This is a genomic window from Shinella sp. GW821-FHT11G07, from assembly GCF_058808115.1.
The window spans coordinates 38,900-63,967 of the sequence record NZ_JBXARJ010000002.1 but is presented as its reverse complement, the minus strand read 5'-3'; the positions used below and the strand labels follow the sequence as shown (position 1 = coordinate 63,967).

The following is a 25,068-nucleotide window of genomic DNA, read 5'->3' as shown; positions in this document are numbered from 1 at the left end:
CGCGAGCCGACCCGCTTGCCTGCCGTTGCGGCAATTGGCGCGTTTGCGCGCCCCCGCACGAAGGACTATGAAACCGGCAAGCGGCGACAGCCGCACCGTGCTCTCGAAGGACTGCCATGAAGACCCTGCGCCTCGTACTCTGGATCGCCGTCGCCCTCGTTGCGGCCCTGCTCGGCTGGCTGACCCTGGAAATGACAAGGAACAAGGACCAGGTCGCCGGCGGCCCGTTCGGCGTGCCCTTCGAACTCGTCGCACAGGATGGCAAGCCGATCACCGAGAAGGCGTTTACCGGCAAGCCGACCGCCCTGTTCTTCGGCTTCACCCATTGCCCGGAAGTCTGCCCGACGACGCTGTTCGAACTCGACGGCTGGCTTGCCAAGGTCGATCCTGACGGCTCCAAGCTCCAGGCCTATTTCGTCACCGTCGATCCGGAACGCGACACGCCGGAACTCATCGGCCAATATGTCGGCAACGTGTCGAAGCGCATCATCGGCATTTCCGGCGCGCCGGACAAGGTTTTGGAAATGGCCAAGGGTTTTCGCGTGTATTACCGCAAGGTACCGCTCGACGAGAAGAAGCCCGATGGCGACTATACGATGGATCACTCGGCCTCGGTCTTCTTACTCGATGCCGGCGGGCGCTTCATCGGCACGATCGCCTATGGCGAGAACGCCGAGGTTGCCGAAGAGAAGCTTGCCAACCTGATCAAGAGATAAGCATGAAGGCGGGCAATCCGCCTTTGCCCTTGGCTTTCGGACATGCTAGGCGGACCTGAAACAACAGGGACCCGAGCCGTGGCCGAAATCCGCCTCTATATCTCCACGACCGAGAAGCGCTCCGAGATCGCGCTTTCGCTGATGAGCGACGCCTTCGAAGAAGAAGGCTACGCTATCGCGACGATGGAGGTCGATGAGAAAAACGATATCTGGGAAGCCTCCGTCTACATGTTCAAAGAAGACGAGGCGGAGATCCATGACCGCTTCGCCGCCCTGCTCGCCGCGGATTTTCCCGATGCGGCGATCGAGCGCGAGGTACTGCCGGATATCGACTGGATCGCCAAATCGCTGGAAGGCCTGAAGCCCGTGCGTGCCGGCCGCTTCATCGTGCATGGCTCGCATGATCGCGGCACCGCCCGCCCCGGTGAAATCGCCATTGAGATCGAAGCCGGGCAGGCTTTCGGCACCGGTCATCACGGTACGACGGCGGGCTGCCTTGAGGTGATCTTCAGCGTGATGCGGTCACGCAGAGTCAAGCGCGTGCTTGACCTTGGGACAGGCAGCGGCGTGCTGGCGATCGCTGCGCGCAAGCTCGCACCCGCCCGCGTTCTCGCTACGGATATCGACCCGATCGCCACCCGCGTCGCGCGCGAAAACGTGCGCCTCAACGGAATTGCCTCCGGCGTCACGCTGGAAACCGCACCCGGCTTCCATTCCACCGCCTTCCGCCGTCACGGCCCCTTCGATCTCATCATCGCCAACATCCTCGCCCGCCCGCTGATGCGCATGGCGCCGCAGCTTGCGGCCCAGCTCGCACCGGGTGGCGATGTCATCCTCTCGGGCATCCTCGCCTCGCAACGCTGGAAGGTACTGGCCGCCTATAACGGCGCGGGCCTGCGCCATGTGCACACCATCTGGCGCAACGGCTGGGTGACGATCCACCTCGACAACAGACGATAGGCCGATGATGGCAGCGGGATGGTCACATTCCGCTGTCAGGTGCCGGAAAAGCGGGCAAAATAAAAGGCGGCGCCAGAGGCACCGCCTAGGGGTCGGCAAGCCGACCTGCCCGCGAGCTTGAGGAGGAGGAGCGCTCAAGCGGGCCTATGTGTTCCGAGCGCCTTCCCGGAGGAGGGAGGAGGAGTGACCGGCAAGACGCCTGATCGGAACACCTAGCTGTTTGCGATTCGAAGGACTGGAGGAACGTTCACTTCGTTTCGCTTGAAGCGCGTTTTACGTTCGCTTCGTTGGCGCCGCTTATAATCGATTCGGAAATTCAAGAAAGCCGTCTTGGCACATGGGTGCCATGCGCAAAGTGCATAAGTCCAATTCCAGACCTCTTTGAACCCTCCCGAGGCGACTTGGCCATGGCTGCGATCATCATCCCTCTCCTCGCTCTGGCCGTCATCGTCTTCGTGCTCTGGACGGCCATTCGTGCCACGATCGCTTCGGGCAAGCCGCCGCTTCACAGCAACAACACGACACAGTCGGAAGAGGAACGTCATCGCAGCGCCGTTTCGCTGCGCGACCGGCTGAGCCGCAAACCGCTTGGCGGGCCGCTTGCCGAACGCGTCTGGCGCAAGCTGCTCGATGAAACGCCCGGCAACGGCGTGATCTACGACCATCACCGGGATTTCTGCGGCCAGGGCCTCATCCGCACGCAGAACGGCGTCATGCTTGCTGACGTGCAGGACGGCGGCCTGTATTTCGGACCGCCCATCGCCGAATGGACCACAGAGGCGGATTTCGTCACCTTCCTCGCCCGCCAATCCGATTTTTCGATGAGCGGCTGGGACGGGGCAGAGCCCGCCTTCTTCACCGAGGACGACTGGTATCGCAACAATCAACGCCTCACCCGCGCGGTGCTGGAACGCTACCTCTCCCGCCTTTGACGCGGGGGGCCGATGGGCTAAGTTACCATCGCGATTCATTACATCATCGAAAGCCTTCCCATGTTCCAGAGTTTCGACGTCAAATCCACGCCCCAGTTCGGCCGCGAGCGCGCAGACGCGCTGCGTGCCGCCTTCGATGTTCTCGGCATTGACGGCTTTCTCGTGCCGCGGGCCGATGAATACCAGGGCGAATATGTGCCGGCGTCCGCCGAGCGCCTGTCGTGGCTGACCGGCTTCACGGGCTCGGCGGGTGTGGCACTCGTCATGCGCAATCAGGCGGTGGTTTTCGTCGATGGTCGCTATGTGACGCAGTTGGTCGAGCAGGTGGACGGCAGCGTCTTTACCGGCGGCGACCTTGTCGGCGAGCCGCCGCATCTCTGGCTGCAGAACCACGCCCCGAAGGGCTTCAGGCTCGGCATCGACCCGTGGCTGCACACAGGTGCCGAAGTTCGACGGCTGGAGAAGGCGCTGTCGGGCGTTGGTGGCGCGCTCGTCCTGCTGCCCCACAATCCGCTCGATCGCATCTGGACCGACCGTCCGGCCGAGCCGCTCGGCCGCGTCGTCATCCAGGCCATCGACCAGGCCGGCGAACTCGCCAGGGACAAGCTGGCGAAGATGGCTGAAGCGACGGCTGTCGCCGGCGCCGATGTCCTTGCCGTCACCGACCCCTCTTCGATCGCCTGGATCTTCAACATCCGCGGCAGCGACGTGCCCCACACGCCGCATCCGCTGGCCCGCGCCATCATCCCGGCAGATGGCCGCCCACTCCTCTTCCTCGACAAGCGCAAGACCGGCATCGAACAGGAAGCCTACCTCACCCAGCTTGCCGACCTCGTGCCGCCATCGCAGTTCGATGAGCGCATTGCCGCGCTGGCTGCCGCGGGCAAGCGCATCCTCATCGACCCCGACCAGGCTCCCTTCGCACTCGCCGAGATCGTGCGCGCGAAGGGCGGCACGCTGGTGGAAGCCATCGATCCGGCCCGCCTGCCCCGCGCCTGCAAGAACGCCGTGGAGCTTCAGGGCTCGGCCCGCGCCCATCTCCAGGACGGCGCGGCGATGGTCGAGTTCCTGGCCTGGCTCGACAGCACGATGCCCGGTTCGCAGACCGAGATAGCCGTCACGAAGAAACTGGAAGAAGTTCGCCGCAGCGTCGGCGAGCGCCAGCAGAACCCGCTGAAGGACGTGTCCTTCGACAGCATCGCCGGCGCCGGTGCGCATGCTGCCATCATGCATTACCGCGTGACGACCGACAGCGATGCGACCATCGAGCCCGGCACGATGTTCCTCATCGATTCCGGCGCGCAATATATCAACGGCACGACGGACATTACCCGGACCGTCGCCATCGGCGCGGTACCGGAGGAGCAGAAGCGCTTCTTCACGCTGGTGTTGAAGGGCATGATCGCCATCAGCACGGCGCGCTTCCCCAAGGGCACGCGCGGCTGCGATCTCGATCCGCTCGCCCGTATCGCCCTGTGGAAGGCAGGGGCCGACTACGCCCACGGCACCGGCCACGGCGTCGGCTCCTATCTGTCCGTGCATGAAGGCCCGCAACGCATTTCGCGGCTTTCGACGCAGGAGCTGCTCGAAGGCATGATCCTCTCGAACGAACCGGGCTATTATCGTCCGGGCGCATTCGGCATCCGCATCGAGAACCTGATCCACGTCCTGCCGGCCGCGCCGGTGGAGGGTGGCGACATCGATATGGCGAGCTTCGAAACGCTGACTTTCTGCCCGATCGATCGCCGCCTCATTCTGACGGCACTGCTGACGGACGAGGAACTTGCCTGGCTCAACGCCTATCACGCGCAAACGCGTGAAAAGCTCCTGCCGCTGCTGTCGGATGACGCAACGAAAACCTGGCTCGAAAAGGCGACGGCTGCAATCAGCCGATGACGTGACGCAGGACCATGACGACGATCCAGCCGACGCCCAGCATCGGCAGGAGCGAAAGGCGCAGGCCGACGAGGAAGGCAATCGCCATCGTCAGGCTCACGTCGAGTCCACCCGTTACGGCAGCCGGCGCCACCAGCGTGGTGAGCACGGCGGCCGGAACGGCGTTCAGCGCCGCTTCCGCCCGTGGCGGAATGCGCTTCATGCGCGTGATGAAGACATAGCCGCCCACGCGGGTCAGGTATGTCGCGATGGCTCCGGCCGCGATGATCAGGAGCGTCTGCATGTGGAACATGTTTTCCATTTTCACGCCTCCCCTTCTGCCGTCTTGCCGACCGGTGTTTCAGTCTCCTTGCCGTCGAGCGGCATGAGAGCGGCCACGAGGACTCCGGCGAGCGCGCCGAGGCTGACATGCCAGGGCGAACCGACAAAGTGCATGGCAAGGATCGAGCCCGCCGCCGACGCGATCACCACGGGCAGCCAGTTCGCCCGGCTGCGGAAGCCGAGCACGAGACCCATGAAGTAGATCGGCAACAGCACGTCAATGCCGATCGCCTTCGGGTCGCCGATCAGGTTGCCGAGAAAGCCACCGACGATCGTCAGGCACAGCCACGGCACATAGACGCTGAGGCCGAGCACCATCGACCAGACATAGCTGACGCGGATGCCCGCATCGGCGCGGCGCTCGGTTTCGGCGAACTGCGGATCTGTGAGCAGGAAGAGCGAGGTCGCCTTCTGCCAGAAGGTCAGGTGGCGGATATGGGCGGCAATGGCCGCCGAATAGAGCACATGCCGGAAATTGACCGCGAAGATCGACAGCACCACCAGCCACGGCGCGACATTGTGGTTGAAGAGCTCGACACCGACAAGCTGGCTCGCGCCAGCATAGAGCGTGGCGCTCATCAGCGCCGCTTCGGCGATGCTGAGCCCGTTGTCGACGGCGACAGCACCGAACAGCACGGCAAACGGCGCCGCTGCAATCGCAACGGCAATGCCACGCCGAAAGGCGTCGCGGATTTCATCTTTGGTGGCGGGGGTCATGGGTCTGCTCTGTGTTGCAACGGCGCAGCCATAGAGCAGCAACGGTCCACCGGCAAACCAATATGGCTGATGGACCGTTCAGTTTCGTTGATCGATCAGCGCCGGTCGTCGCCTGGCGCTGATCGATAATCAGCCCTTCTTGAGCTGGAACGTGTGCTCCGGTGCCGGGAAGGTGCGGGCCTTCACCTCTTCGGCATAGGTCGCGAAGGCTTCGCTCATCACAGGTGCCAGATTGGCGAAATGCTTGACGAAACGCGGTTTGAAATCCGTGAAGATGCCGAGCACGTCGTCCACCACGAGCACCTGACCGTCACAGGCCGGCGATGCGCCGATGCCGATCGTCGGTGCCTTGACCTTGCCGGTGATCTCGCGCGCCAAAGGCTCGACCGTGCCCTCGATGACGATGGCGAAGGCGCCGGCATCATCGATGGCGGCAGCATCGCGGCGGATCTTTTCGACTTCCTTGTCATTGCGGCCGAGCGAGCGGTAGCCGCCGGTCGTGTTGATGAGCTGCGGCATGAGGCCGACATGGCCGAGAACCGGAATGCCGCGCTGGGTCAGGAAATCGACCGTCTCGGCCATTTCCGCCCCGCCTTCCAGCTTGATGGCAGAACAGCCGGTTTCCTTCAGCACGCGGGCGGCCGTGGTGAAGGCCTGCTCCTTCGATGTCTGGTAGGAGCCGAACGGCAGGTCGACGACGACGCAGGCGTTGGACGAGCCGCGCATGACGGCCTGGCCATGCGCGATCATCATCTCGATCGTCACGCCGACGGTCGAATCGAGGCCGTAAAGCACCATGCCGAGGCTGTCGCCGACCAGCATGAAATCGACATGCGGGTCCATGAGCTTGGCAACCGGCGTCGTATAGGCGGTGAGGCTGACAATGGGGCGTTCACCCTTGAGAGCCTTGATGTCGGACGGCGCCAGACGGCGTTTCGCAGTGTGTACGCTCATGTCACGCTACCTTTGCAATTTTCACGTTTTTTGGGTCGATGACCCGGTTATCGAGGAGTTTCGTGCCCCCAAAGCGCACGAAAAGCAACAAAAGAACCGGCGTTTCGCCGATCGTGTCGATTTCGGCCAGTGTTTCCGGATCGCGGATAGCAACCACTTCCGGCCTGGCCAGCGGCTCGGAGCGGATGAAGGCGGTTACCCCCTCCTCCACTGCCTTCGTGGTGGTTTCGCCCGCAGCAATCAGCCGTTCGGCCTCGTCCAGCGCACGCGGCACGATGGCCGCGGCGGCCCGCTCTTGGGCCGAGAGATAGACATTGCGCGAGGAACAGGCGAGCCCGTCCGCCTCGCGCACCGTCGGTACGCCGATCACCTCGACGGGCTGGGCGAGGTCTGCGACCATGCGGCGGATGATGGTGAGTTGCTGGAAATCCTTCTCGCCGAAATAGGCGCGGTCCGGCCCGGCAATGTTGAAAAGCTTGGTGACGACCGTCGCGACGCCCGCAAAATGGCCGGGGCGCACGGAACCTTCCAGCTCGGCGCCAAGCGTCGGCACGTCCACCACGGTTTCCATCGGCCGCGGATACATGTCCGCAACGCCGGGGGCGAAGAGATAGTGCACGCCTTCCGCTTCCAGCATCGCCTGGTCGCGGGCGAGATCGCGCGGATACCGCGCAAGGTCCTCGTTCTGGCCGAACTGCAGCGGATTGACGAAAATGGTGGCGACGACGATGTCGTTGTCGGCACGCGCGCGGCGGGCAAGCTCCATATGGCCGACATGAAGATAGCCCATGGTGGGCACAAGGCCGATCGTGCGGCCGTCGAGGCGGTGCGGCGCCAACGCCGCGCGCAAATCCGCGATGGTGGTGAAAGTCTGCATCGACGGCTCCTCCTTGCTCTCGCCCTCTCCCGCTGGCGATGCCACCCACGCGGTCTCTGCGGACTGCTTCAAGGGGCGCCGTTTTCTATCTTGTGCAGCGCAAAAAGACAATCGGCAAACGGTTTTGTCACCTATCACCCAAGCCACTGGGCAGCTTTGCGTTTTGCGCACTGTACATTTCACCCAATCCCGAGTAGAGAGCGCGTCAGCACACCCGATACGAACGGGCGCAGAGTGCGGCGCCAGATCGCCGCGGAACCCGAATTCCGAAAGACCCCATATGACGAGTTTTGCAGGCCTCGCTCCGGCGATGGCAAAGGCGTTGGACAAACGCGGCTATACCACTTTGACGCCGGTGCAGATCGCCGTCTCCGATCCGAAGATCGGGAATACCGATGCGCTGGTGTCCGCCCAGACCGGTTCCGGCAAGACCGTCGCCTTCGGCCTCGCCATTGCCCCGACGCTGCTTGAGGGCGAGGAGCGCTTCGATCGCGCCGCAAGCCCGCTTGCCCTCGTCATCGCCCCGACCCGCGAACTTGCCATGCAGGTCAAGCGCGAGCTGGAATGGCTCTATGAAATGACCGGCGCCATCATCGCCTCCTGCGTCGGCGGCATGGACGTGCGCAACGAGCGGCGTGCGCTGGAACGCGGCACCCACATCATCGTCGGCACGCCGGGTCGTCTTCGCGACCATATTACCCGCGGCAACCTCGATCTCAGCGCCATTCGCGCCGTGGTGCTCGACGAGGCCGACGAGATGCTTGACCTCGGCTTCCGCGAAGACCTTGAATTCATCCTCGAAGCAGCGCCCGAAGATCGCCGCACGCTGATGTTCTCGGCCACCGTGCCGAAGGAAATTGCAGCACTCGCGAAAAACTACCAGCGCGACGCCATGCGCATCTCGACGGCCGCCGAGCGCGAACAGCATGTCGACATCGAGTACCGCGCCCTGCTCGCCGCCCCGGCGGACAGAGAAAACGCGATCATCAACGTGCTGCGTTTCTACGATGCGCAGAACGCCATCGTCTTCTGCTCCACCCGTGCGGCCGTGAACCACCTGACGGCCCGCTTCAACAATCGCGGCTTCTCGGTCGTCGCTCTTTCCGGCGAACTCAGCCAGAACGAGCGCACCCACGCGCTCCAGGCGATGCGCGATGGCCGCGCCCGCGTCTGCATCGCGACCGACGTCGCCGCCCGCGGCATCGACCTGCCGAACCTGGAACTCGTGGTCCACGCAGACCTGCCGACCAATCCGGATACGCTGCTGCACCGCTCCGGCCGTACGGGCCGCGCCGGCCGCAAGGGCGTCAGCGCGCTCATCGTGCCGCTCAGCGCCCGCCGCAAGGCAGAACGCCTGCTCCAGATGGCAAACCTCAAGGCAGACTGGGCAAAGCCGCCGTCAGCCGAGGACATCCTGCGCCGCGACGACGAGCGCCTGCTGGCCGACCCGATGCTGACGGATACGATCAGCGAAGACGAGATCGAAACCATCGACGCCCTCGTCGCGCGCTTCGATGCCAAGCAGCTCGCCGCCGCCGTCGCCCGCTTCTTCAAGGCAGGCCGTTCGGCCCCGGAAGACCTGATCGAAGTCTCGCTTGAACAGCGCAAGCCGCGCGAGCGCGGCAACGACTTCATTCCGACGGAAACCAAACGCCCACGTGATTCTTTCGGCTCCAGCGTCTGGGTCTCCGTTTCGGTCGGCCGCAAGCAGCGCGCCGAACCGCGCTGGCTGATCCCGATGCTTTGCCGCAACGGCAACATCACCAAGAACGAGATCGGCGCAATCAAGATGCAGCCGGAGGAGACCTATGTCGAGATCTCCGCCGATGCCGCCGATGGCTTCCTCGGCGCCCTCGGCCCGGCCAGCATGCTGGAGCGCGGCATCCGCGTGACCAGGCTGGAAGGCCAGCCCGACCTCGCGCCACAGCCCTATAGCCGCACGCCCGGCGAGAAGACGCAGCGTTATGACAAGCCGGTCCGCAGCGAAGAGCGCCGCGCCGACTGGAAGCCCAAGGGCGAATTCGAGAAGAAGGGCGGCTTCGACAAGAAGCCCCGCTTCGAGAAGAAGCGCGACGGCGACAAGCCGGACGGTGCAGCGGCAGCAAAGCCGCACTGGAAGGACCGCGACGACAGCGCCAAGAAGCCCGCAAAGCCCTTTGCCGGCGCAAAGCCCTTCAAGGGCAAGCCGGGGGAAAAATTCGCCAAGCCGGAAGGCGGCCCGAAAAAGCCGAAGACCAAGAAGCCGGACCGCTTCTGACAACATCCGTGGCGCGGAACTTTAATCTCCGCGCCACGTTACCCTCGCGCTTCTGCGGGGGATTTCATGGCACGAGATGCGGCGCGCGCCATCGGCGACAGATCGGGCGACGGCAAGGACGAATTCAATCGCTTCGTGACCGGCCTCGGCCGGGGTGTTGCCGGCGCGCTCTTTCTGGCGCTGCCCATGCTGATGACCATGGAAATGTGGTATCTCGGCTTTTACATGGCGCGCGAACGCCTGCTGTTTCTGCTCCTCCTCAATATCCCCCTGCTTATCCTGCTTGCCCATCGCATCGGCTTCGAGGAAACGTTTACCTGGCGCGAAGCGGTCCGCGACGCGATCATCGCCTATGGCATCGGCATCGTTACCAGCCTCGTGGTTCTGACAGCGCTCGGCCTCCTGCGCGGCGGCATGCCGGCGAGCGAACTCGTCGGCAAGGTCGCGCTGCAATCGGTGCCTGCCAGCATCGGCGCCATGCTGGGCCGCAGCCAGCTCGGCCATGACGACGGAGATCGCGACGACGCAAAGGAGACGCGCTATCACGGCGAACTGCTGATGATGGCCGCAGGCGCGCTCTTCCTGTCACTCAACATCGCCCCGACCGACGAGATGATGGTGCTCGCCTACAAGATGACGATCTGGCATGCGCTTGTCGTCGCCCTACTATCGATGGCCCTCATGCACGGCTTCGTCTATGCGGTTTCCTTCATCGGCGGGCATGAGCTGTCGCCGGAAACGCCCTGGTGGCACGCCTTCGTGCGCTTCACGCTGCCGGGCTACGTCATCGCGCTGTCGATCAGCATTTTCACGCTCTGGATTTTTGAGCGCCTCGGCGGCAGTTCCGCCGTCGAGATCATGCTGTCCGTCATCGTGCTCGGCTTTCCCGCCGCACTCGGCGCGGCTGCCGCGCGACTGATCCTGTGAGGCGACCATGACAAAATCCGAACAGGGCCGCCATCGCGAACGCCACGATCCGCACTGGATCGAATGGCTGACGGGCATCGTCTCCGCCCTCCTCGTCGCCGGCCTTCTCGGCTGGATCGGCTGGGAAGCCTTTACGCGCGAGGCAACGCCGCCGGACCTCACGATCGCCGTGCTGACGACGGAGAAGACGGGTGCCGGCTATCGCGTCGCCTTCGACATCCACAACGCTGCGACGACCACCGCCGCATCCGTCACCGTCATCGGGCGGTTGATGGACGGCGACCGAGTGGTCGAGGAAAACCATGTCGTCTTCGACTATGTGGCAGCCGAATCCAAAGCGACCGGCGCCATTCTCTTCCGCAACGCGCCGATGGGCCGCACCGTCGATATCCGCGCTGCAGGCTATACCGATCCTTAGAAACGACGTTGAGTTGTGGAGGATGCTCCGGAAAGCGGAACCAATTGCGCTGGCGTGGATTGAGCAAAGGTCAAATGCCTGTGTCCAGCGGTGAGGAGGACATGGCTGATCCCGCAAGGTTAGTACCATGGAAATGCCTGTTCTCATCCTGTTGACCACCCAGATCCTCTTGCCGGCCTTCTTCCTGGTCTGGCTCTGGCTCCCAACCCCGGCCGACAGGCTGGGCTGGACGATGCGGGTGTTCTACGGCGCCTGTTACCTCGCCTTCGTCTCCGTTATCGGCCGCTGGGATTTTCTGAGTTCGACGCTGGCGATCGCGCTGCCGGTCGTTTACATCGCCTGCGCTGCCCTCTCCTTCCTGCGCATCCACAATCGTCCATGGAATACGTCCACCTCGCTGTTCCGCACGCATGGTTTCACCGCGGCGATGGCGGTCTTCTTTCTTGCGCTGACCGCGCGGGCGCTTTCGGGCTACGGTTATCAGGAAACAGCGGTAAACCTTGCCTTCCCCTTCGGCCCGGGCACCTACTATATCGGCCAGGGCGGCAGCACGACGTCGATCAACCATCATCACACGGACCAGAGCCAACGCTTCGCGCTCGATATCGTCGCGCTCAATGCATTCGGCGCCCGGGCCAACGGCCTCATGCCGAAGAATCTCGCAGACTATGTCGTCTATGATCGGGAGGTGAAGAGCCCGTGCACCGGCGTCGCCATCTCGACCCATGACGGCGTTGAAAACAACCGCATCTCGCAGACGAATACGCAGGAACCGGCGGGCAATTACATCATCCTCGCCTGCGGCACAGCGCGCATCATGCTCGCGCATTTCGAGAAGGGCTCTATTGCCGTTACCGGCGGCGAGATCGTCACGCAGGGGCAACCCCTCGGCCGCGTCGGCAATTCGGGCAATTCCTCCGAACCGCATCTGCACATGCATGCCTATATCGGCGGGACGATCGACTACAATGCCGGTGAGGGTGTCCCCATGACCTTCGACGACCGCTTCCTCGTGCGCGGCTCCACCGTCACGATCCCTTGATGAGCACGAACCAGCCGTCCTCGTCGATCACCTCGACATTGAACTCTTTTGCCTTGTCGAGCTTGGAGCCTGCTCCCGGCCCCGCCACCACGAGGTCGGTCTTCTTGGAAACAGAACCCGCTACCTTGGCGCCCAACCGCTCCGCCATGGCTTTCGCCTCGTCGCGCGTCATCTTTTCCAGCGAACCGGTGAACACCACCGTCTTGCCGACGACCGGGCTCGAGGTCACGACAACGGCCTCCGCGGCCTCCGGCGTGACTTCCTCCAAAAGCCGAACCATCACATCGAGATTGCGCGGCTCCTTGTAGAACTCCACCATGGCCCGGGCGACGACCTCGCCGATACCGTCGATGCTGTTGAGTTCGGTCCACGCTTCGCCCGTCAGCGACGCTGAAGCCTTCATCGCCTCCTCGAAGGCGGCGTAGGTACCATAGGCGCGTGCCAGCAGCTTGGCGTTCGTTTCACCGACATGGCGGATGCCGAGCGCGTAGATGAAGCGGTTGAGCGCAATCGAGCGGCGGGCGTCGATGGCATCATAGAGTTTCCGCACGCTGACCTTGCCGAAGCCGTCGATGTTTTCGAGCTTGGTCAGAGAATCGGCCTGCCGCTTCTCCAGCGTGAAAATGTCCGGCGCGGTGCGCACGGCAAGCGACGGGTCCTCTGCCTCGAAGAAGAAATCGATCTGCTTGGCGCCCAGCCCCTCGATGTCGAAGGCGTTGCGCGAGACGAAGTGCTTCAGATGCTCCACGGCCTGCGCCCGGCAGACGAAACCGCCGGTGCAGCGGGTAACGGAATCAAGCCGACCCGTCTTCTCGTTGCGCTCGCGCACGGCATGGCTGCCGCAGACCGGGCAGGTTTTCGGGAACTGGTAGCGCTCGGTCTCCGCCGGCCGCTTTTCCATCACCACGTCCAGCACCTGCGGGATCACGTCGCCTGCGCGCTGCACGATGATGGTGTCGCCGATGCGGATGTCGTGGTCTTCCGCGCGAATGCGCTCGCCGTTGTTGCCGATGCCTTCGATATAGTCGGCATTGTGCAGGGTCGCGTTGGTGACGACCACGCCGCCGACCGTAACCGGCGTCAGGCGCGCGACAGGCGTCAGCGCGCCGGTGCGACCGACCTGGATGTCGATCTTCTCGACTGTCGTAAAGGCCTGTTCGGCCGGAAACTTGTGCGCGGTCGCCCAACGCGGCGAACGGGAGCGGAAGCCGAGGCGCTCCTGAAGCGCCAGCTCATCGACCTTGTAGACGACGCCGTCGATATCGTAGTCGAGGTCCGGACGGGCGAGGCCGATCTCGCGGTAATGCGCGATGATGTCATCGACGCGCGACAGCCGCTGCGTCATCGGATTGACCGGGAAACCCCAGGATTTCAGCACCTCGATCATGCCGAACTGCGTGTTCGCCGGCATCTCGGACATTTCGCCCCAGGCGTAGGCGAAGAAGCGCAGCTTGCGGCTGGCCGTCACCGTCGCGTCGAGCTGGCGCAGCGAGCCGGCGGCGGTGTTGCGCGGATTGACGTAGGTCTGCTTGCCCTCCGCCGCCATTTTCTCGTTGAGCGCCAGAAAGTCGCTCTTGGCCATGTAGACTTCGCCGCGCACCTCGACGACGGCGGGCGCGCCGGCCGGCAGGCGGTTCGGGATTTCGCTGATCGTCTGGACATTGGCCGTGACATTCTCGCCCGTCGTGCCGTCGCCGCGCGTTGCGGCACTGACCAGCCGCCCGTTTTCATAGCGGATCGACATGGAAAGGCCGTCGATCTTCGGCTCGGCGGTGAAGGCGATCGATTCGTCCGGCAGGCGGCCGAGAAAGCGGTAGACCGAATTGACGAAATCCCGCACGTCCTCATCGGAGAACGTGTTGTCGAGTGACAGCATCGGGCGGGAGTGGGTGATCGGCGCGAAGGTCGGCAGCGGCGCAGAGCCGACGCGTCGAGAGGGGCTGTCGTCGCGCACGAGGGCAGGAAAGCGCGCCTCGATGTCTTCGTTGCGCCGCTTCAGCGCATCGTAATCGGCATCCGAAATCTCCGGCGCGTCCTGACCGTGATAAAGCTCGTCATTGCGCGCGATCTCCGCCGCCAGAAAGGCCAGCTCCGCTGCGGCTTCGTCTTCGGTCAGGTTTTCGACAGGGGTTTTCGCGTTCGCCATGACGTGCTCCGGATTCGCATCAGGTTTTAGAGCAAAGCTGGCGAAAGAAAAGATGCGAGCGCCGTACGGTGCTTACAGACCACCGGAAAGCAGCCGCGCCGCCGCCGCCCTTGCCTCATCCGTCACGGACGCGCCGGCGAGCATGCGGGCGATCTCTTCCGTGCGCGCACCATCATCCATGCGAGCGACACGGGTGGCGACCGTCTCGCTGCCTTCGACCGGCCCCTTGGAGATTAGGAGATGGGTTGCGGCGCGCGCGGCAACCTGCGGCGCGTGGGTAACGGAGAGCACCTGCACGGTGGAGGACAGGCGCTTCAGCCGTTGACCGATGGCATCGGCCACCGCGCCACCGACGCCGGTGTCGATTTCATCGAAGACGAGGGTCGGGGCCGAACCACGATCGGCAAGCGCGACCTTCAGCGCCAGCAGGAAGCGCGACAGTTCCCCGCCCGAGGCTACCTTCATGATCGGACCGGGCCGCGTGCCGGGATTGGTCTGGACATGGAATTCGACGGTGTCGATCCCCTCTTCCGCGCCGCCGTCCGGATCGGTGGTGATCTGGACGGTAAAGCGGGCACGCTCCAGCTTCAGCGCCGGCAGTTCCGCCATCACCGCTGCGGCAAGCGCATCGGCGGCGTGGTGGCGCTTTTCCGAAAGCGATCGCGCAGCAATCTCGAAGGCGAGGCGCGCTTCGCTCAGCCGGGCCTGAAACTGCACCAGTCTTTCCTCGCCGGCGTCGAGATCGGCGAGGTCGGTAATCATCTTGGCGGCAAGCGCCGGCAGGCCGGTGACGGGAACGGAATATTTGCGGGCGGCGGCGCGAAGCGCAAAAAGACGCTCTTCCGTGCGTTCCAGCTCCTTGGGGTCATACTCCGTCTTGCGCAACGCGGTCTCGACGGCCATCTGGGCGTTGGAAAGCTGATTCAGCGCCTCATCGAGCAACTCAACCGTTTCCTCCAGAAGACCCGGGGCCTCATGGCTCTTGCGCTCCAGGCGGCGGACCAGCGCGGCAATCAGCGGCACGGGTGAGGCATGGCCGTTCAGGAACTCGCTTGCCTCGTTGATGTCGCCGGCAATGCGCTCGGCCTTCATCATGCGGGCGCGGGTTTCCGCCAGCGCGTCCTCTTCGCCATCCTGCGGTGAAAGAATTTCCAGCTCTTCGACAGAGGACCGCAGGTAGTCGGCCTCGCGGGCGGCGGCCTCCACCTTGTCGCGGTGACGGCGCAAGGTGCGGTCGGCGTCCTTCCACTGATGATAGAGCGTGCCGACGTCTCCCGCCGCCTCGCCGAGGCCACCGAAAGCGTCAAGCAGCAGGCGGTGCGCATCGGTATCGACGAGTGCGCGGTCGTCGTGCTGGCCGTGGATTTCGACGAGAAACTGCCCGGCCTGCCGCATCAGCTGCACGGAAACCGGCTGGTCGTTGACGAAGGCCTTGGTCCGGCCGTCGGCGGATTGCTGGCGGCGGAAAATGAGATCGCCGTCGTCATCGATGCCGTTGTCACGCAAAAGCGCGCGGGCAGCATGGCCCATCGGCACATCGAAAACGGCCGTCACCTGGCCGCGCTCTATGCCGTGGCGTACGAGAGACCCGTCGCCGCGCCCGCCGAGCGCGAGCGAAAGACTGTCGAGAAGAATGGATTTGCCGGCGCCGGTCTCGCCCGTCAGCACGGAAAGACCCGGCTCGAAAGCAAGGTCAAGCCGTTCGATCAGGACGATATCGCGGATCGATAGCTGCGCCAGCATGGTCCTGCCATATCTCTTGCGTCAGGCGCCGAGTAGGCTCTTGCCGGCACGCGAAATCCAGGAACCCGAATTTTCGCGCGGCTCGAGACCCTTCGACTGAAGGAGCTTGTAGCTGTCGGCATACCACTGGCTGTCGGGGTAGTTATGGCCGAGCACCGCGGCAGCCGTCTGCGCTTCGGTGTCCACGCCCATGGCGTAGTAGGTCTCGACGAGACGTGCCAGCGCTTCCTCGATCTGGTTGGTCATCGGGTACTTTTCGACGACGACGCGGAAGCGGCTCGCTGCCGCGATATATTCCTTGCGTTCCAGATAGTAGCGGCCAACCTGCATTTCCTTGCCGGCGAGCTGGTCGCGGGCAAAACGGATCTTCGTGTTTGCATCCTCGACATATTCCGATTCGGGATATTTTTCGACGACGGCCTGCATGGCTTCCAGCGTCTGCTGCGACGTGCGCTGGTCCTGCGTCACGCTCGGAATCTGTTTCCAGTAGGCAAGGCCGATAATATACTGCGCATAGGCAGCATCCGAGGATCCCGGATAGAGATTGAGATAACGCTTGCCGGCCGTTATGGCCTCTTCGTTGCGGCCCTGGCGGTAATTCGTGAAGGCCGACATGACGAGCGCCTTGCGCGCCTCTTCCGAGAACGGATGCTGGCGATCCACGGCCTCGAACTTGCGGCTCGCTTCGGTCACCTTGCCGGAATTGAGGTTGGCAAGACCCTGATTGTAAAGCACATCGGCGGATTCAGTCTCGCCGGCCAATTTCGAAATATCGATGTCCGGATCCGACTGGCACGCGGAAAGAACGACAGACGACGCCGTAGCGAAAAGCGTAAGATAGACAATGCGCGCCGTCTTCTTCACACCAACAGACCCTGCAACAACCATGTGATAATCCCAGTTCAACGGCGCCCCATGCGGACGGGCCGCACACGCGCCCCGCGTTTTATCTCCAAATGTGTGAAGACCGCAACGCCATGCCGGCGCATTAACGCATTTTTATGGCGGAGGTGCCTGGAAAGAAGCAGGAGAAACCACCCTACAGCGCCGCGCGTCATTTATGACGCGGCGCTGTAGCACTTTGAATATCTTCAAAGAGACCAGGGCGCGAATTCCGGCGCGTTGACGGCGATCAGTTCCCGCTGTCCGACGCGCGAGCGCGGTGCGGCGGCTTCGACGACTTCATAGGCCGTGCGATCGCTGAGCAGCGCCTTCAGCGCATAGGCGTTCATCTTGTGGCCACCGCGATAGGAACGGTAGCAGCCGATGAACTGCGCGCCGGCGAGCGCCAGGTCACCCACGGCATCAAGCGTCTTGTGACGGGCGAACTCGTCCTTGGCGTAACGCAGGCCTTCGACATTGATCACGGTGTTGTCATCGGAAATGACGACCGAGTTCTCCAGCGACGAGCCGAGCGCAAGGCCCGCAGCCCAGAGCCGCTCGACATCCCGCATGAAGCCGAAGGTGCGGGCGCGCGAAATTTCGCTGCGGAAGGTGGCGGGCGACAAATCACCCTTCCACGACTGCCGGCCGATCAGCGGGCAGTCGAAATCGATCTCGACTTCAAAACGCGTGCCGTCATAAGGCGAAAACTCCGCCCAGGAGGCACCGGCTTCGACGCGAACCGGCTTGATGATTCGAATGTAGCGACGCTTCACGGCGAGGGGCACAAGGCCCACCTCGTCGATAGCATCGATGAAGGGAGCAGCACTGCCGTCCATGATCGGCATTTCGGCGCCGTGCACTTCGATCAGCACGTTGTCGAGGCCGAGCGCATAAAGCGCGGCCATCACATGCTCGATCGTGGCGATCGACGTTGCCGGGGAGAAACCAAGCACGGTGCAGAGATCGGTATTGCCGACCTGCGAAGAGACCGCGCGGTATTCGCTGACGGTGCCGTCGTCGTGCAGGCGCTGGAAGACGATGCCGCTGTCGGCTTCGGCCGGATTGAAGGTGATCGACACGGCCGCGCCGGAATGGACGCCCGTCCCGGCAATCGTCACCGGGCTGGAAATCGTCGTCTGGAAACCGAGCGTACCCATCGTCATCTGCTTTCGCCTTGTCTTACTGTCGGCTCATTCATTGCCGACATTCATAGTTCATGGCTCAACGGAGCCCTTGGCCGGACGCGCTGCGTCCGCCGACAAAGTTCGCCCAAACGTCTGTGTGATTTGATACTCCGGCGATGCCGGCGACCCGAATCCTGACTGGCTCCTGTGCCTAGCCTGAATGTAGTAGGTCCCTCAGTGTCATACAAATCACTGTTTCTTTCGCTTTGTTACGCTTCAATGAGCGACTAACCCATTGAACAAAATGCGAAATAGAAAATGCCCGGACCGAGGTCCGGGCATCCTGTTACAGAGCCGTTTGGCCTGGCGTCAGTTGGACTGGCGACGCAGGAAGGCCGGGATCTCCAGCTGGTCGTCCTCACCGAGCGAACGCGGCTGCGGGTTGGCGCGGCCGTGATCGTCAAGCTGGCCACGGCGCGGTGCGTAGAGGCTGGCTTCCTGCGACAGCGGGCGGCGCTGCTGCTGGGCGGCGGGTGCTGCTTCCTGAGCGACCGGAGCTTCCTCATGGCGGCCGAGCGACGAGGTCAGGCGCTTCAGAAGGCCCATCGGACCACGCTCTTCCTGGTGTGCGACCGGCTGCGGAGCCGAACGGTGGTCGATCTCTGCCTTCACGACCGGGGGAAAGTCCTCGATCTTCGGCATGCGCATGGTCTGCGGTTCCTGGCGGATGATCGGAGCGGCAGGCTCGACGCGCTGCTGCATGACCGGAGCCGGCTGAGGCTGCTGCTGCACCGGAGCCTGACGCTGGACCACCGGCGTTTCAGCCGGAGCCGAGAACAGGCGGTTCTGCAGGCGGGCTTCTTCCTGAACCTGCGCAACCGGCTGTACCGGGAGCGGGCGGCTTGCTGGAATGGCCAGCTCGCGCTCAAGGTTTTCTTCCGAGGCGCGGATCGCTTCTGCAATCGGATCGAAGGCCGGCTGCTGAACGATCGGCTGCTGCAGGACGGGCTGCTGCTGCAGAACCGGCTGCGGAGCAGGCGCGATGGTCTGGGTCGGAACGGCGGCGGACGGACGAATTACTGGCTTGCTCTGGCTGCGAAAGTCAGCATTACGTGCAGCCACCTCCGAGGCCGCGCGGTCGATGCCGGTTGCAACAACGGAGACGCGGATCAAGCCTTCAAGCTCTTCGTCGAAGGTTGCGCCGAGAATGATGTTTGCGTCCGGATCGACTTCCTCGCGGATACGGGTTGCGGCTTCGTCCACTTCGAAGAGCGTGAGGTCACGGCCACCGGTGATCGAGATCAGCAGGCCCTGTGCACCCTTCATCGAGGTTTCGTCGAGCAGCGGGTTGGCGATTGCTGCTTCTGCGGCGGCCATTGCGCGGCCTTCGCCCGAAGCTTCGCCCGTGCCCATCATGGCGCGGCCCATCTCGCGCATCACCGAGCGAACGTCGGCGAAGTCGAGGTTGATGAGGCCTTCCTTGACCATCAGGTCGGTGATGCAGGCAACACCCGAATATAGCACCTGGTCGGCCATCGCGAAGGCGTCGGCGAAGGTGGTCTTGTCGTTGGCGATGCGGAAGAGGTTCTGGTTCGGGATGACGATCAGCGTGTCGACCGACTTCTGCAGCTCCAGGATACCCTCTTCAGCAAGCCGCATGCGGCGGCCGCCCTCGAAGTGGAACGGCTTGGTGACGACGCCGACAGTCAGGATGCCCTTGTTGCGGGCTGCCTGTGCGACAACCGGAGCAGCGCCCGTACCCGTGCCGCCGCCCATGCCGGCGGTGACGAAGCACATATGCGTGCCGTTCAGATGATCGATGATCTCGTCGATGCACTCTTCAGCGGCTGCACGCCCGACTTCCGGCTGCGAACCGGCACCAAGACCTTCGGTGACCGCGACACCCATCTGGATGATCCGCGTTGCCTTGGTCATGGAAAGCGCCTGGGCATCGGTGTTGGCGACGACGAAATCAACGCCTTCGAGGCCGGCGGTGATCATGTTGTTGACAGCATTGCCGCCGCCGCCACCGACACCGAAGACGGTGATGCGGGGCTTCAGCTCAGTGATGTCCGGCTTCTGCAGCTTGATAGTCATTCCAGTGTTCCTTTCGTTTCCGGCCGCTTCGCCCAGCCGGTCTATTCACAAAACTCAGATGTCGGTCTCTCCCGGCGGCTGGCCGCCGGAAAACCCGTCAGAAACTTTCCTTCAGCCACAGGCCCATGCGGGCGATGCGGCCGTTGCCACCTGTCAGCTGCGAGAGCATGCCGCCCTGCACAGCGTGTTCTTCCAATTCCGCGACCTGCGGATAGATCATCAGGCCGACTGCCGTCGAAAAGGCCGGGCCCTTCGCCGCCGTCGGCAGGCCGGACACACCCAGCGGGCGGCCGATGCGGACGTTGCGGGCGAGGATGCGGCGGGCGACTTCCGGCAGGCCGGTCAGCTGGCTGCCGCCGCCTGTCAGAACGATCCGCTTGCCCACGATCGGCGAGAAGCCGGAACGCTGGATGCGGTCGCGAATGAGTTCGAGCGTCTCTTCGATGCGGCACCGCACGATGCGCGACAGCAGCGCGCGCGGCACATGGGTCGGCTGGTCGCGGTCGTCCTCGCCGATCGGCGGGACGGTGACGATATCGCGCTCGTCGACAGCGTTTGGCAGCGCAGAACCGTGCACGACCTTCAGGCGTTCGGCATCCTCGATGCGGGTCGAAAGACCGCGCGCGAGGTCGGTGGTGACGTGGTGGCCGCCAAGCGAGATCGCATCGGAATGCACCAGCTTGCCTTCCGCGAAGACCGAGATCGTCGTCGTGCCGCCGCCCATGTCGATGCAGGCGCAGCCGAGTTCGACTTCATCGTCGACAAGCGCCGACAGGCCGCTGGCATAAGGCGTCGCGACCATGCCCTCGACGGAGAGATGCGCGCGGTTGATGCAGAGTTCGAGGTTCTTCAGCGCCGCGCGTTCGGCGGTCAGCACATGCATGTCGACGCCGAGCACGTCGCCGAACATCGAGAGCGGATCGCGGATGCCGCGCTCGCCATCCAGCGAGAAGCCGGTCGGCAGTGAATGGAGGATGGCGCGGTCCTGACGCAGCGACTGCTGGCCGGCGACGGCGAGCACCTTGCGCAGGTCGTTGGCATCGACTTCCTGGCCACCGAGATCGATGGTCGCGGTGTAGACGTCGCTCTGCAGGCGGCCGGCGGAAACGTTGACGATGAGGCTTTCAATGGTGAGGCCGGCCATGCGCTCGGCGGCATCGACGGCGAGGCGCACGACGCTCTCGACGGCATCGAGATCGGTGATGACGCCATTCTTCACGCCGCGCGACTTCTGGTGGCCAATGCCGATGACGTCGACATTGTGCGTGCGGCCCGGCAGGAGTTCACTTTCGGCACGCGGCGTCAGCCGGCCGATCATGCAGACGACCTTGGTCGAGCCGATGTCGAGGACCGAAACGACGTGAGCCCGCTTGGAGGAAAGCGGCTTCAGACGTGGCAGGCCGAAATGGGACGAACCAAAAATACTCATGTGCGCTTCGCTGCCTTCTTGAGGTCCTTTGCCCGTTGCTCGACCGCCGCATTGCGGCGTTCCAGCGCGCCTTCCGTCAGGCGGACCGTCGTGCGGTCCTCCAGGCGGAGATCGACAGCGGCGACATCCCGTTCCAGAAGCCCCTGCTCCGCCTCCAGCGTCGCCAGCACGTCCATGGCGCGCGGCACGTTCAGCTCCGGCAGCTTCACGACGATGCCGTTGTCGAGGCGCAGATCCCAGCGCCGTCCGGCAACCCGGATATAGGCCTTCACCCGCGACTTGATTTCCGGCCAGTTGTCGAACTCGTCGGCAAAGCCGGCGGCGGCAGTCTCGGCATCGCGGCCGACGAACAGCGGCAGCTTGGAGAATTTGTTGTCACGCAGCGGCGCGATGACGCTGCCGTTCTTCTCGATCAGCGACAGGTCGGTGCCATGCTGCCAGATGGCGAAGGCCTCACGCTCCTTTAGCGCGATCTCGATCGTGCCCGGATAGATCTTGCGAACGGAGACGTCCTCCACCCAGGGAAGATCCGAAAGCTTCTGGCGCGCTTCCTTGACATCGAGGGCGACCAGCGAGGTCGTGCCGTCGAGGCCGAGGCGCTCGAGGATATCGATTTCCGACGTCTCACGGTTACCCGAGACCTTTACGTCCTCGATGGCAAAGCCGATGGCCGTCGTCGACGCCTGTGCAAAATCCTGCGAATGGCCGCCGAGCGACATGCCATAGAGGCCCGTCGCACCGAGAAACAGGACAGTCGCAACGCTGCCCGAATGGCGCGCAATATGAACGCGGCCGGCCGCAAGGCTGACCAGGAAACGGACGATCCGACGCAACGGGCGCGGCAGCACGCGGCCAGCTTCCGTGTCCGGAAGCCCGACGGGGCGCAGCCTGCTCTTCTTGGCGCTCAACGCAAACACGACGCGTCCTCCACCATCCACCTCAAGAATTCACCAAACGAATGGCCGGCATGGACGGCCATTTCGGGCACCAGGGAGGTAGGGGTCATGCCGGGCTGGGTGTTGACCTCCAGCCATACAAGCTCGCCAGTCTCGGAGAAACGATCGTCGTAGCGGAAGTCGGAACGGCTGACGCCACGGCACCCGATCGCTTGATGCGCCTTGAGGGAGAGTGTTTGTATTTTTTGGTAAATATTTGGTGAAATTTGCGCCGGAATGACGTGTTTCGAGCCGCCTTTCACATATTTGGAATCGTAGTCATAGAAGGCGTGTCCTTGCGGCACCACTTCCGTGACACCCAGCGCCACATCGCCCATGACGCCGCAGGTCAGTTCGCGACCATAGATGTAACGCTCGACCATGACGCTGTCGCCGTAGCGCCACTCCGACGAGGTGATGATCTGCGGCGGGTGCGACTGCTCTTCCTTGACCATGACGACGCCGAACGAGGATCCCTCGCGCACCGGCTTCACCACATAGGGCGGCTTCATCGGATGGGCCGAGGTGAAATCGAATCGGTTCATCAGCCGCTGTTCGGCGACCGGAATGCCGGCAGCCTTCGCGATGATCTTCGCCTGCGCCTTGTCCATGGCAAGCGCCGAGGCCAGCACGCCGGAATGGGTATAGGGGATTTCGAGAAATTCGAGGATGCCCTGGATCGTGCCGTCTTCACCGAAGGGGCCATGCAGGGCATTGAAGGCGACGTCCGGCTTCAGTTCGGCAAGCACGCTGGCAATGTCATGACCGACATCGACACGCGTAACCTGATAGCCCTCGGCCTCAAGCGCGTCGGCGCAGGCATTCCCCGACGAAAGGCTCACCGGCCGTTCCGACGAAAAACCACCCATCAGCATCGCGACATGCTTTACGCTCATAGAACCCCCAACTGTATTCCGCACATTGCCCCTCGTCGCTTGCGCGGACCTGATTTTCTCTACCGGCCCGACTCGACGAGCGAGATGGGACCACTAGAGCGCCATTAAGGTTAACGAAGCGTTTACTTTCGTTAACCTGACCCGGCTCAGGACAAATTTTCCTGTGCCGAATCAAAACTACACTTCGATTCCTCTTCTGGAATCAGAGAGTTGCAGCTGGCGCAAGAGCAACGGGGAAATTCAGCGACTTCGAATGCGCAATCCCGACAGCAACACCGGGACGCAGCGTTCGTAAACGGCGGGCCTTGCAGCAAGCACGAAAAGTACGATTTTCCGACCATTTGCGTACTTTAGTTGTTTCATTGACCGATAGGTTGACGTATCAGACGCCCGCTGCCTCCCAAGACGGCTTAAGAAAACCAGAAAGGCACCCCCATGAGTGAAACGCTCGCTTCCGGGTCGCCGACCGCACCGCATGCCAACCGCGCCGGGCTCAACTCCCCGGCACGCGTTCTCTTTGCAAGCCTGGTCGGTACGACCATCGAATTCTTCGATTTCTATGTTTATGCGACAGCCGCCGTGCTCGTCTTCCCGACGCTGTTCTTCCCGAACAGCGATCCGACGACGGCACTCCTCGCGTCCTTCGCGACCTTCTCCATCGCCTTCTTCGCGCGTCCGCTCGGCGCCATCGTGTTCGGTCACTATGGCGACCGCGTCGGCCGTAAGACGACACTCGTCGCGGCACTCCTGACCATGGGCGTCTCGACCGTGATCATCGGCCTCCTGCCCTCCTATGAAACGATTGGCGTGCTCGCGCCGCTGCTGCTGGCGCTTTGCCGCTTCGGCCAGGGTTTCGGCCTTGGTGGCGAATGGGGCGGCGCGGTCCTGCTCGCCACGGAAAATGCCCCGCCCGGCAAGCGCAGCTGGTACGGCATGTTCCCGCAGCTCGGCGCACCGGTCGGCCTCTTCCTGTCCTCCGGCGTGTTCTGGCTGCTGCTGCATGTGATGCCGCAGGAATCGCTGCTGGCCTGGGGCTGGCGCGTGCCGTTCGTCGCATCGATCATCCTGATCGCTGTCGGCCTCTGGGTTCGCCTGTCGATCACCGAAACGCCGGCTTTCCAGAAGGCAATCGAGAAGCAGGAACGGGTCGAAGTGCCCGTCGTCGAGCTCTTCCGCAATCACAAGCGCAGCCTCGTGCTCGGCACGTTCGTGGCGCTCGCGACTTTCGTGCTGTTCTATATCGGTTCGGCCTACCTGCTGTCCTACAACATCAAGGTTCTCGGCATCCCGTTCGTCGAGGCACTTGAAGTCCAGCTCCTGGGTTCCGTGCTGTTCGGTATCTTCATCCCGATCGCCGGCAAACTCGCCGAAAAATTCGGCCGTCGCGAAGTGCTCATCGCCACCACGGTGCTGATCGGCATCTTCTCGTTCTTCCTGCCGGCGCTGATGACCAGCGGCGAAACCGCCATCTTCGTCTTCGTCATCCTCGCGATGGCGCTGATGGGCATGACCTACGGCCTGATCGGTACGGCGCTCGCCGCCCCCTTCCCCACCAAGGTGCGCTACACCGGCTCGTCGATCACCTTCAACTTCGCCGGCATCTTCGGTGCGTCGCTTGCGCCTTACATTGCAACATGGCTGCAGGCGAACTACGGCATGACCTTTGTTGGCTACTATCTCGGCATTGCCGCCGTGATCACGCTGGTCTGCATCCTGCTTTCGGGCAAGGACGAGGTCTGAACCGTCAAAGGCTCGAATCAAAAACCCGCCGTGTTGCCACGGCGGGTTTTTTTATG

General features: G+C 63.3%; 21 protein-coding genes. 9 read left to right on the top strand and 12 right to left on the bottom strand.

From position 1 onward, the window contains the following. The first annotated feature begins 116 nt into the window (after window positions 1-116). The 4 genes from AC1RT2_RS03805 to AC1RT2_RS03790 all read left to right on the top strand — a co-directional run bounded on the left by AC1RT2_RS03805 (window position 117) and on the right by AC1RT2_RS03790 (window position 4,504). Entirely contained in the window at window positions 117-716 is a 600-nt protein-coding gene (locus AC1RT2_RS03805; protein ID WP_493099636.1) for an SCO family protein, read from the top strand. 78 nt (window positions 717-794) lie between these two features. Further along, window positions 795-1,676 carry a 50S ribosomal protein L11 methyltransferase gene (locus tag AC1RT2_RS03800; RefSeq protein ID WP_069058339.1) on the top strand — a complete coding sequence of 294 codons (882 nt, stop codon included), beginning with the start codon at window positions 795-797 and terminating at the stop codon, window positions 1,674-1,676. 407 nt (window positions 1,677-2,083) lie between these two features. Then, entirely contained in the window at window positions 2,084-2,608 is a 525-nt protein-coding gene (locus AC1RT2_RS03795; RefSeq protein WP_493099634.1) for a hypothetical protein, read from the top strand. 60 nt (window positions 2,609-2,668) lie between these two features. Then, window positions 2,669-4,504: an aminopeptidase P family protein gene (locus AC1RT2_RS03790; protein WP_493099632.1), complete on the top strand. Its 1,836-nt coding sequence runs from the start codon at window positions 2,669-2,671 to the stop codon at window positions 4,502-4,504. On the opposite strand, the gene AC1RT2_RS03785 is transcribed toward AC1RT2_RS03790, so the two are convergent. The 4 genes from AC1RT2_RS03785 to panC form a co-directional block, all read right to left on the bottom strand. Beyond that, window positions 4,494-4,805, bottom strand: a complete 312-nt coding sequence (locus tag AC1RT2_RS03785) for an AzlD family protein (RefSeq protein ID WP_493099630.1) — start codon at window positions 4,803-4,805, stop codon at window positions 4,494-4,496. The genes AC1RT2_RS03790 and AC1RT2_RS03785 overlap by 11 nt on opposite strands. Window positions 4,806-4,807: 2 nt before the next feature. Then, window positions 4,808-5,542, bottom strand: coding sequence for an AzlC family ABC transporter permease (locus AC1RT2_RS03780; protein ID WP_069058335.1), 735 nt, complete (start codon window positions 5,540-5,542; stop codon window positions 4,808-4,810). A gap of 129 nt (window positions 5,543-5,671) precedes the next feature. Beyond that, window positions 5,672-6,496, bottom strand: coding sequence for a 3-methyl-2-oxobutanoate hydroxymethyltransferase (gene panB, locus AC1RT2_RS03775; protein WP_069058334.1), 825 nt, complete (start codon window positions 6,494-6,496; stop codon window positions 5,672-5,674). 1 nt (window position 6,497) lies between these two features. Further along, window positions 6,498-7,373 carry a pantoate--beta-alanine ligase gene (panC, locus tag AC1RT2_RS03770; protein WP_493099627.1) on the bottom strand — a complete coding sequence of 292 codons (876 nt, stop codon included), beginning with the start codon at window positions 7,371-7,373 and terminating at the stop codon, window positions 6,498-6,500. A 280-nt stretch (window positions 7,374-7,653) separates the two neighbouring features. Between panC and AC1RT2_RS03765 the strand changes: the two genes are divergently transcribed. From AC1RT2_RS03765 to AC1RT2_RS03750, 4 genes are all read left to right on the top strand, one after another. Then, window positions 7,654-9,630: a DEAD/DEAH box helicase gene (locus tag AC1RT2_RS03765; RefSeq protein ID WP_069058332.1), complete on the top strand. Its 1,977-nt coding sequence runs from the start codon at window positions 7,654-7,656 to the stop codon at window positions 9,628-9,630. A 66-nt stretch (window positions 9,631-9,696) separates the two neighbouring features. After that, window positions 9,697-10,557, top strand: a complete 861-nt coding sequence (locus tag AC1RT2_RS03760) for a TIGR02587 family membrane protein (RefSeq protein ID WP_493099625.1) — start codon at window positions 9,697-9,699, stop codon at window positions 10,555-10,557. Between the two features lie 7 nt (window positions 10,558-10,564). Further along, on the top strand, window positions 10,565-10,975 hold the full coding sequence (locus AC1RT2_RS03755) for a TIGR02588 family protein (protein ID WP_493099623.1): 411 nt from the start codon (window positions 10,565-10,567) through the stop codon (window positions 10,973-10,975). 127 nt (window positions 10,976-11,102) lie between these two features. Then, window positions 11,103-12,017: a M23 family metallopeptidase gene (locus AC1RT2_RS03750; RefSeq protein WP_493099621.1), complete on the top strand. Its 915-nt coding sequence runs from the start codon at window positions 11,103-11,105 to the stop codon at window positions 12,015-12,017. Here AC1RT2_RS03750 and ligA read toward each other — a convergent pair. From ligA to AC1RT2_RS03710, 8 genes are all read right to left on the bottom strand, one after another. After that, window positions 12,004-14,163 (bottom strand): NAD-dependent DNA ligase LigA, encoded by a 2,160-nt coding sequence (gene ligA / locus AC1RT2_RS03745; protein WP_493099619.1) that lies wholly within the window; start codon window positions 14,161-14,163, stop codon window positions 12,004-12,006. The genes AC1RT2_RS03750 and ligA overlap by 14 nt on opposite strands. Window positions 14,164-14,235: 72 nt before the next feature. Beyond that, window positions 14,236-15,906, bottom strand: coding sequence for a DNA repair protein RecN (gene recN, locus AC1RT2_RS03740; RefSeq protein ID WP_493099617.1), 1,671 nt, complete (start codon window positions 15,904-15,906; stop codon window positions 14,236-14,238). Window positions 15,907-15,927: 21 nt separating this feature from the next. Further along, entirely contained in the window at window positions 15,928-16,794 is an 867-nt protein-coding gene (locus AC1RT2_RS03735) for an outer membrane protein assembly factor BamD (protein WP_160856902.1), read from the bottom strand. Window positions 16,795-16,997: 203 nt separating this feature from the next. After that, window positions 16,998-17,954 (bottom strand): UDP-3-O-acyl-N-acetylglucosamine deacetylase, encoded by a 957-nt coding sequence (gene lpxC, locus AC1RT2_RS03730; RefSeq protein ID WP_493099615.1) that lies wholly within the window; start codon window positions 17,952-17,954, stop codon window positions 16,998-17,000. A gap of 330 nt (window positions 17,955-18,284) precedes the next feature. Further along, window positions 18,285-20,012: a cell division protein FtsZ gene (gene ftsZ / locus AC1RT2_RS03725; protein WP_493099613.1), complete on the bottom strand. Its 1,728-nt coding sequence runs from the start codon at window positions 20,010-20,012 to the stop codon at window positions 18,285-18,287. Between the two features lie 97 nt (window positions 20,013-20,109). Then, window positions 20,110-21,441 (bottom strand): cell division protein FtsA, encoded by a 1,332-nt coding sequence (ftsA, locus tag AC1RT2_RS03720; protein WP_493099611.1) that lies wholly within the window; start codon window positions 21,439-21,441, stop codon window positions 20,110-20,112. Further along, window positions 21,438-22,358, bottom strand: coding sequence for a cell division protein FtsQ/DivIB (locus AC1RT2_RS03715; RefSeq protein WP_069058323.1), 921 nt, complete (start codon window positions 22,356-22,358; stop codon window positions 21,438-21,440). The genes ftsA and AC1RT2_RS03715 overlap by 4 nt, the downstream gene beginning before the upstream one ends. After that, on the bottom strand, window positions 22,346-23,272 hold the full coding sequence (locus AC1RT2_RS03710; protein ID WP_069058322.1) for a D-alanine--D-alanine ligase: 927 nt from the start codon (window positions 23,270-23,272) through the stop codon (window positions 22,346-22,348). Before AC1RT2_RS03710 ends, AC1RT2_RS03715 begins: the two co-directional genes overlap by 13 nt. Before the next feature lie 435 nt (window positions 23,273-23,707). Here AC1RT2_RS03710 and AC1RT2_RS03705 point away from each other — a divergent pair, with 435 nt between their 5' ends. Further along, the gene (locus AC1RT2_RS03705; protein WP_069058321.1) at window positions 23,708-25,012 is read left to right on the top strand and encodes an MFS transporter; all 1,305 of its coding nucleotides are present in this window, start codon (window positions 23,708-23,710) and stop codon (window positions 25,010-25,012) included. The last annotated feature ends 56 nt before the right edge of the window (window positions 25,013-25,068 follow it).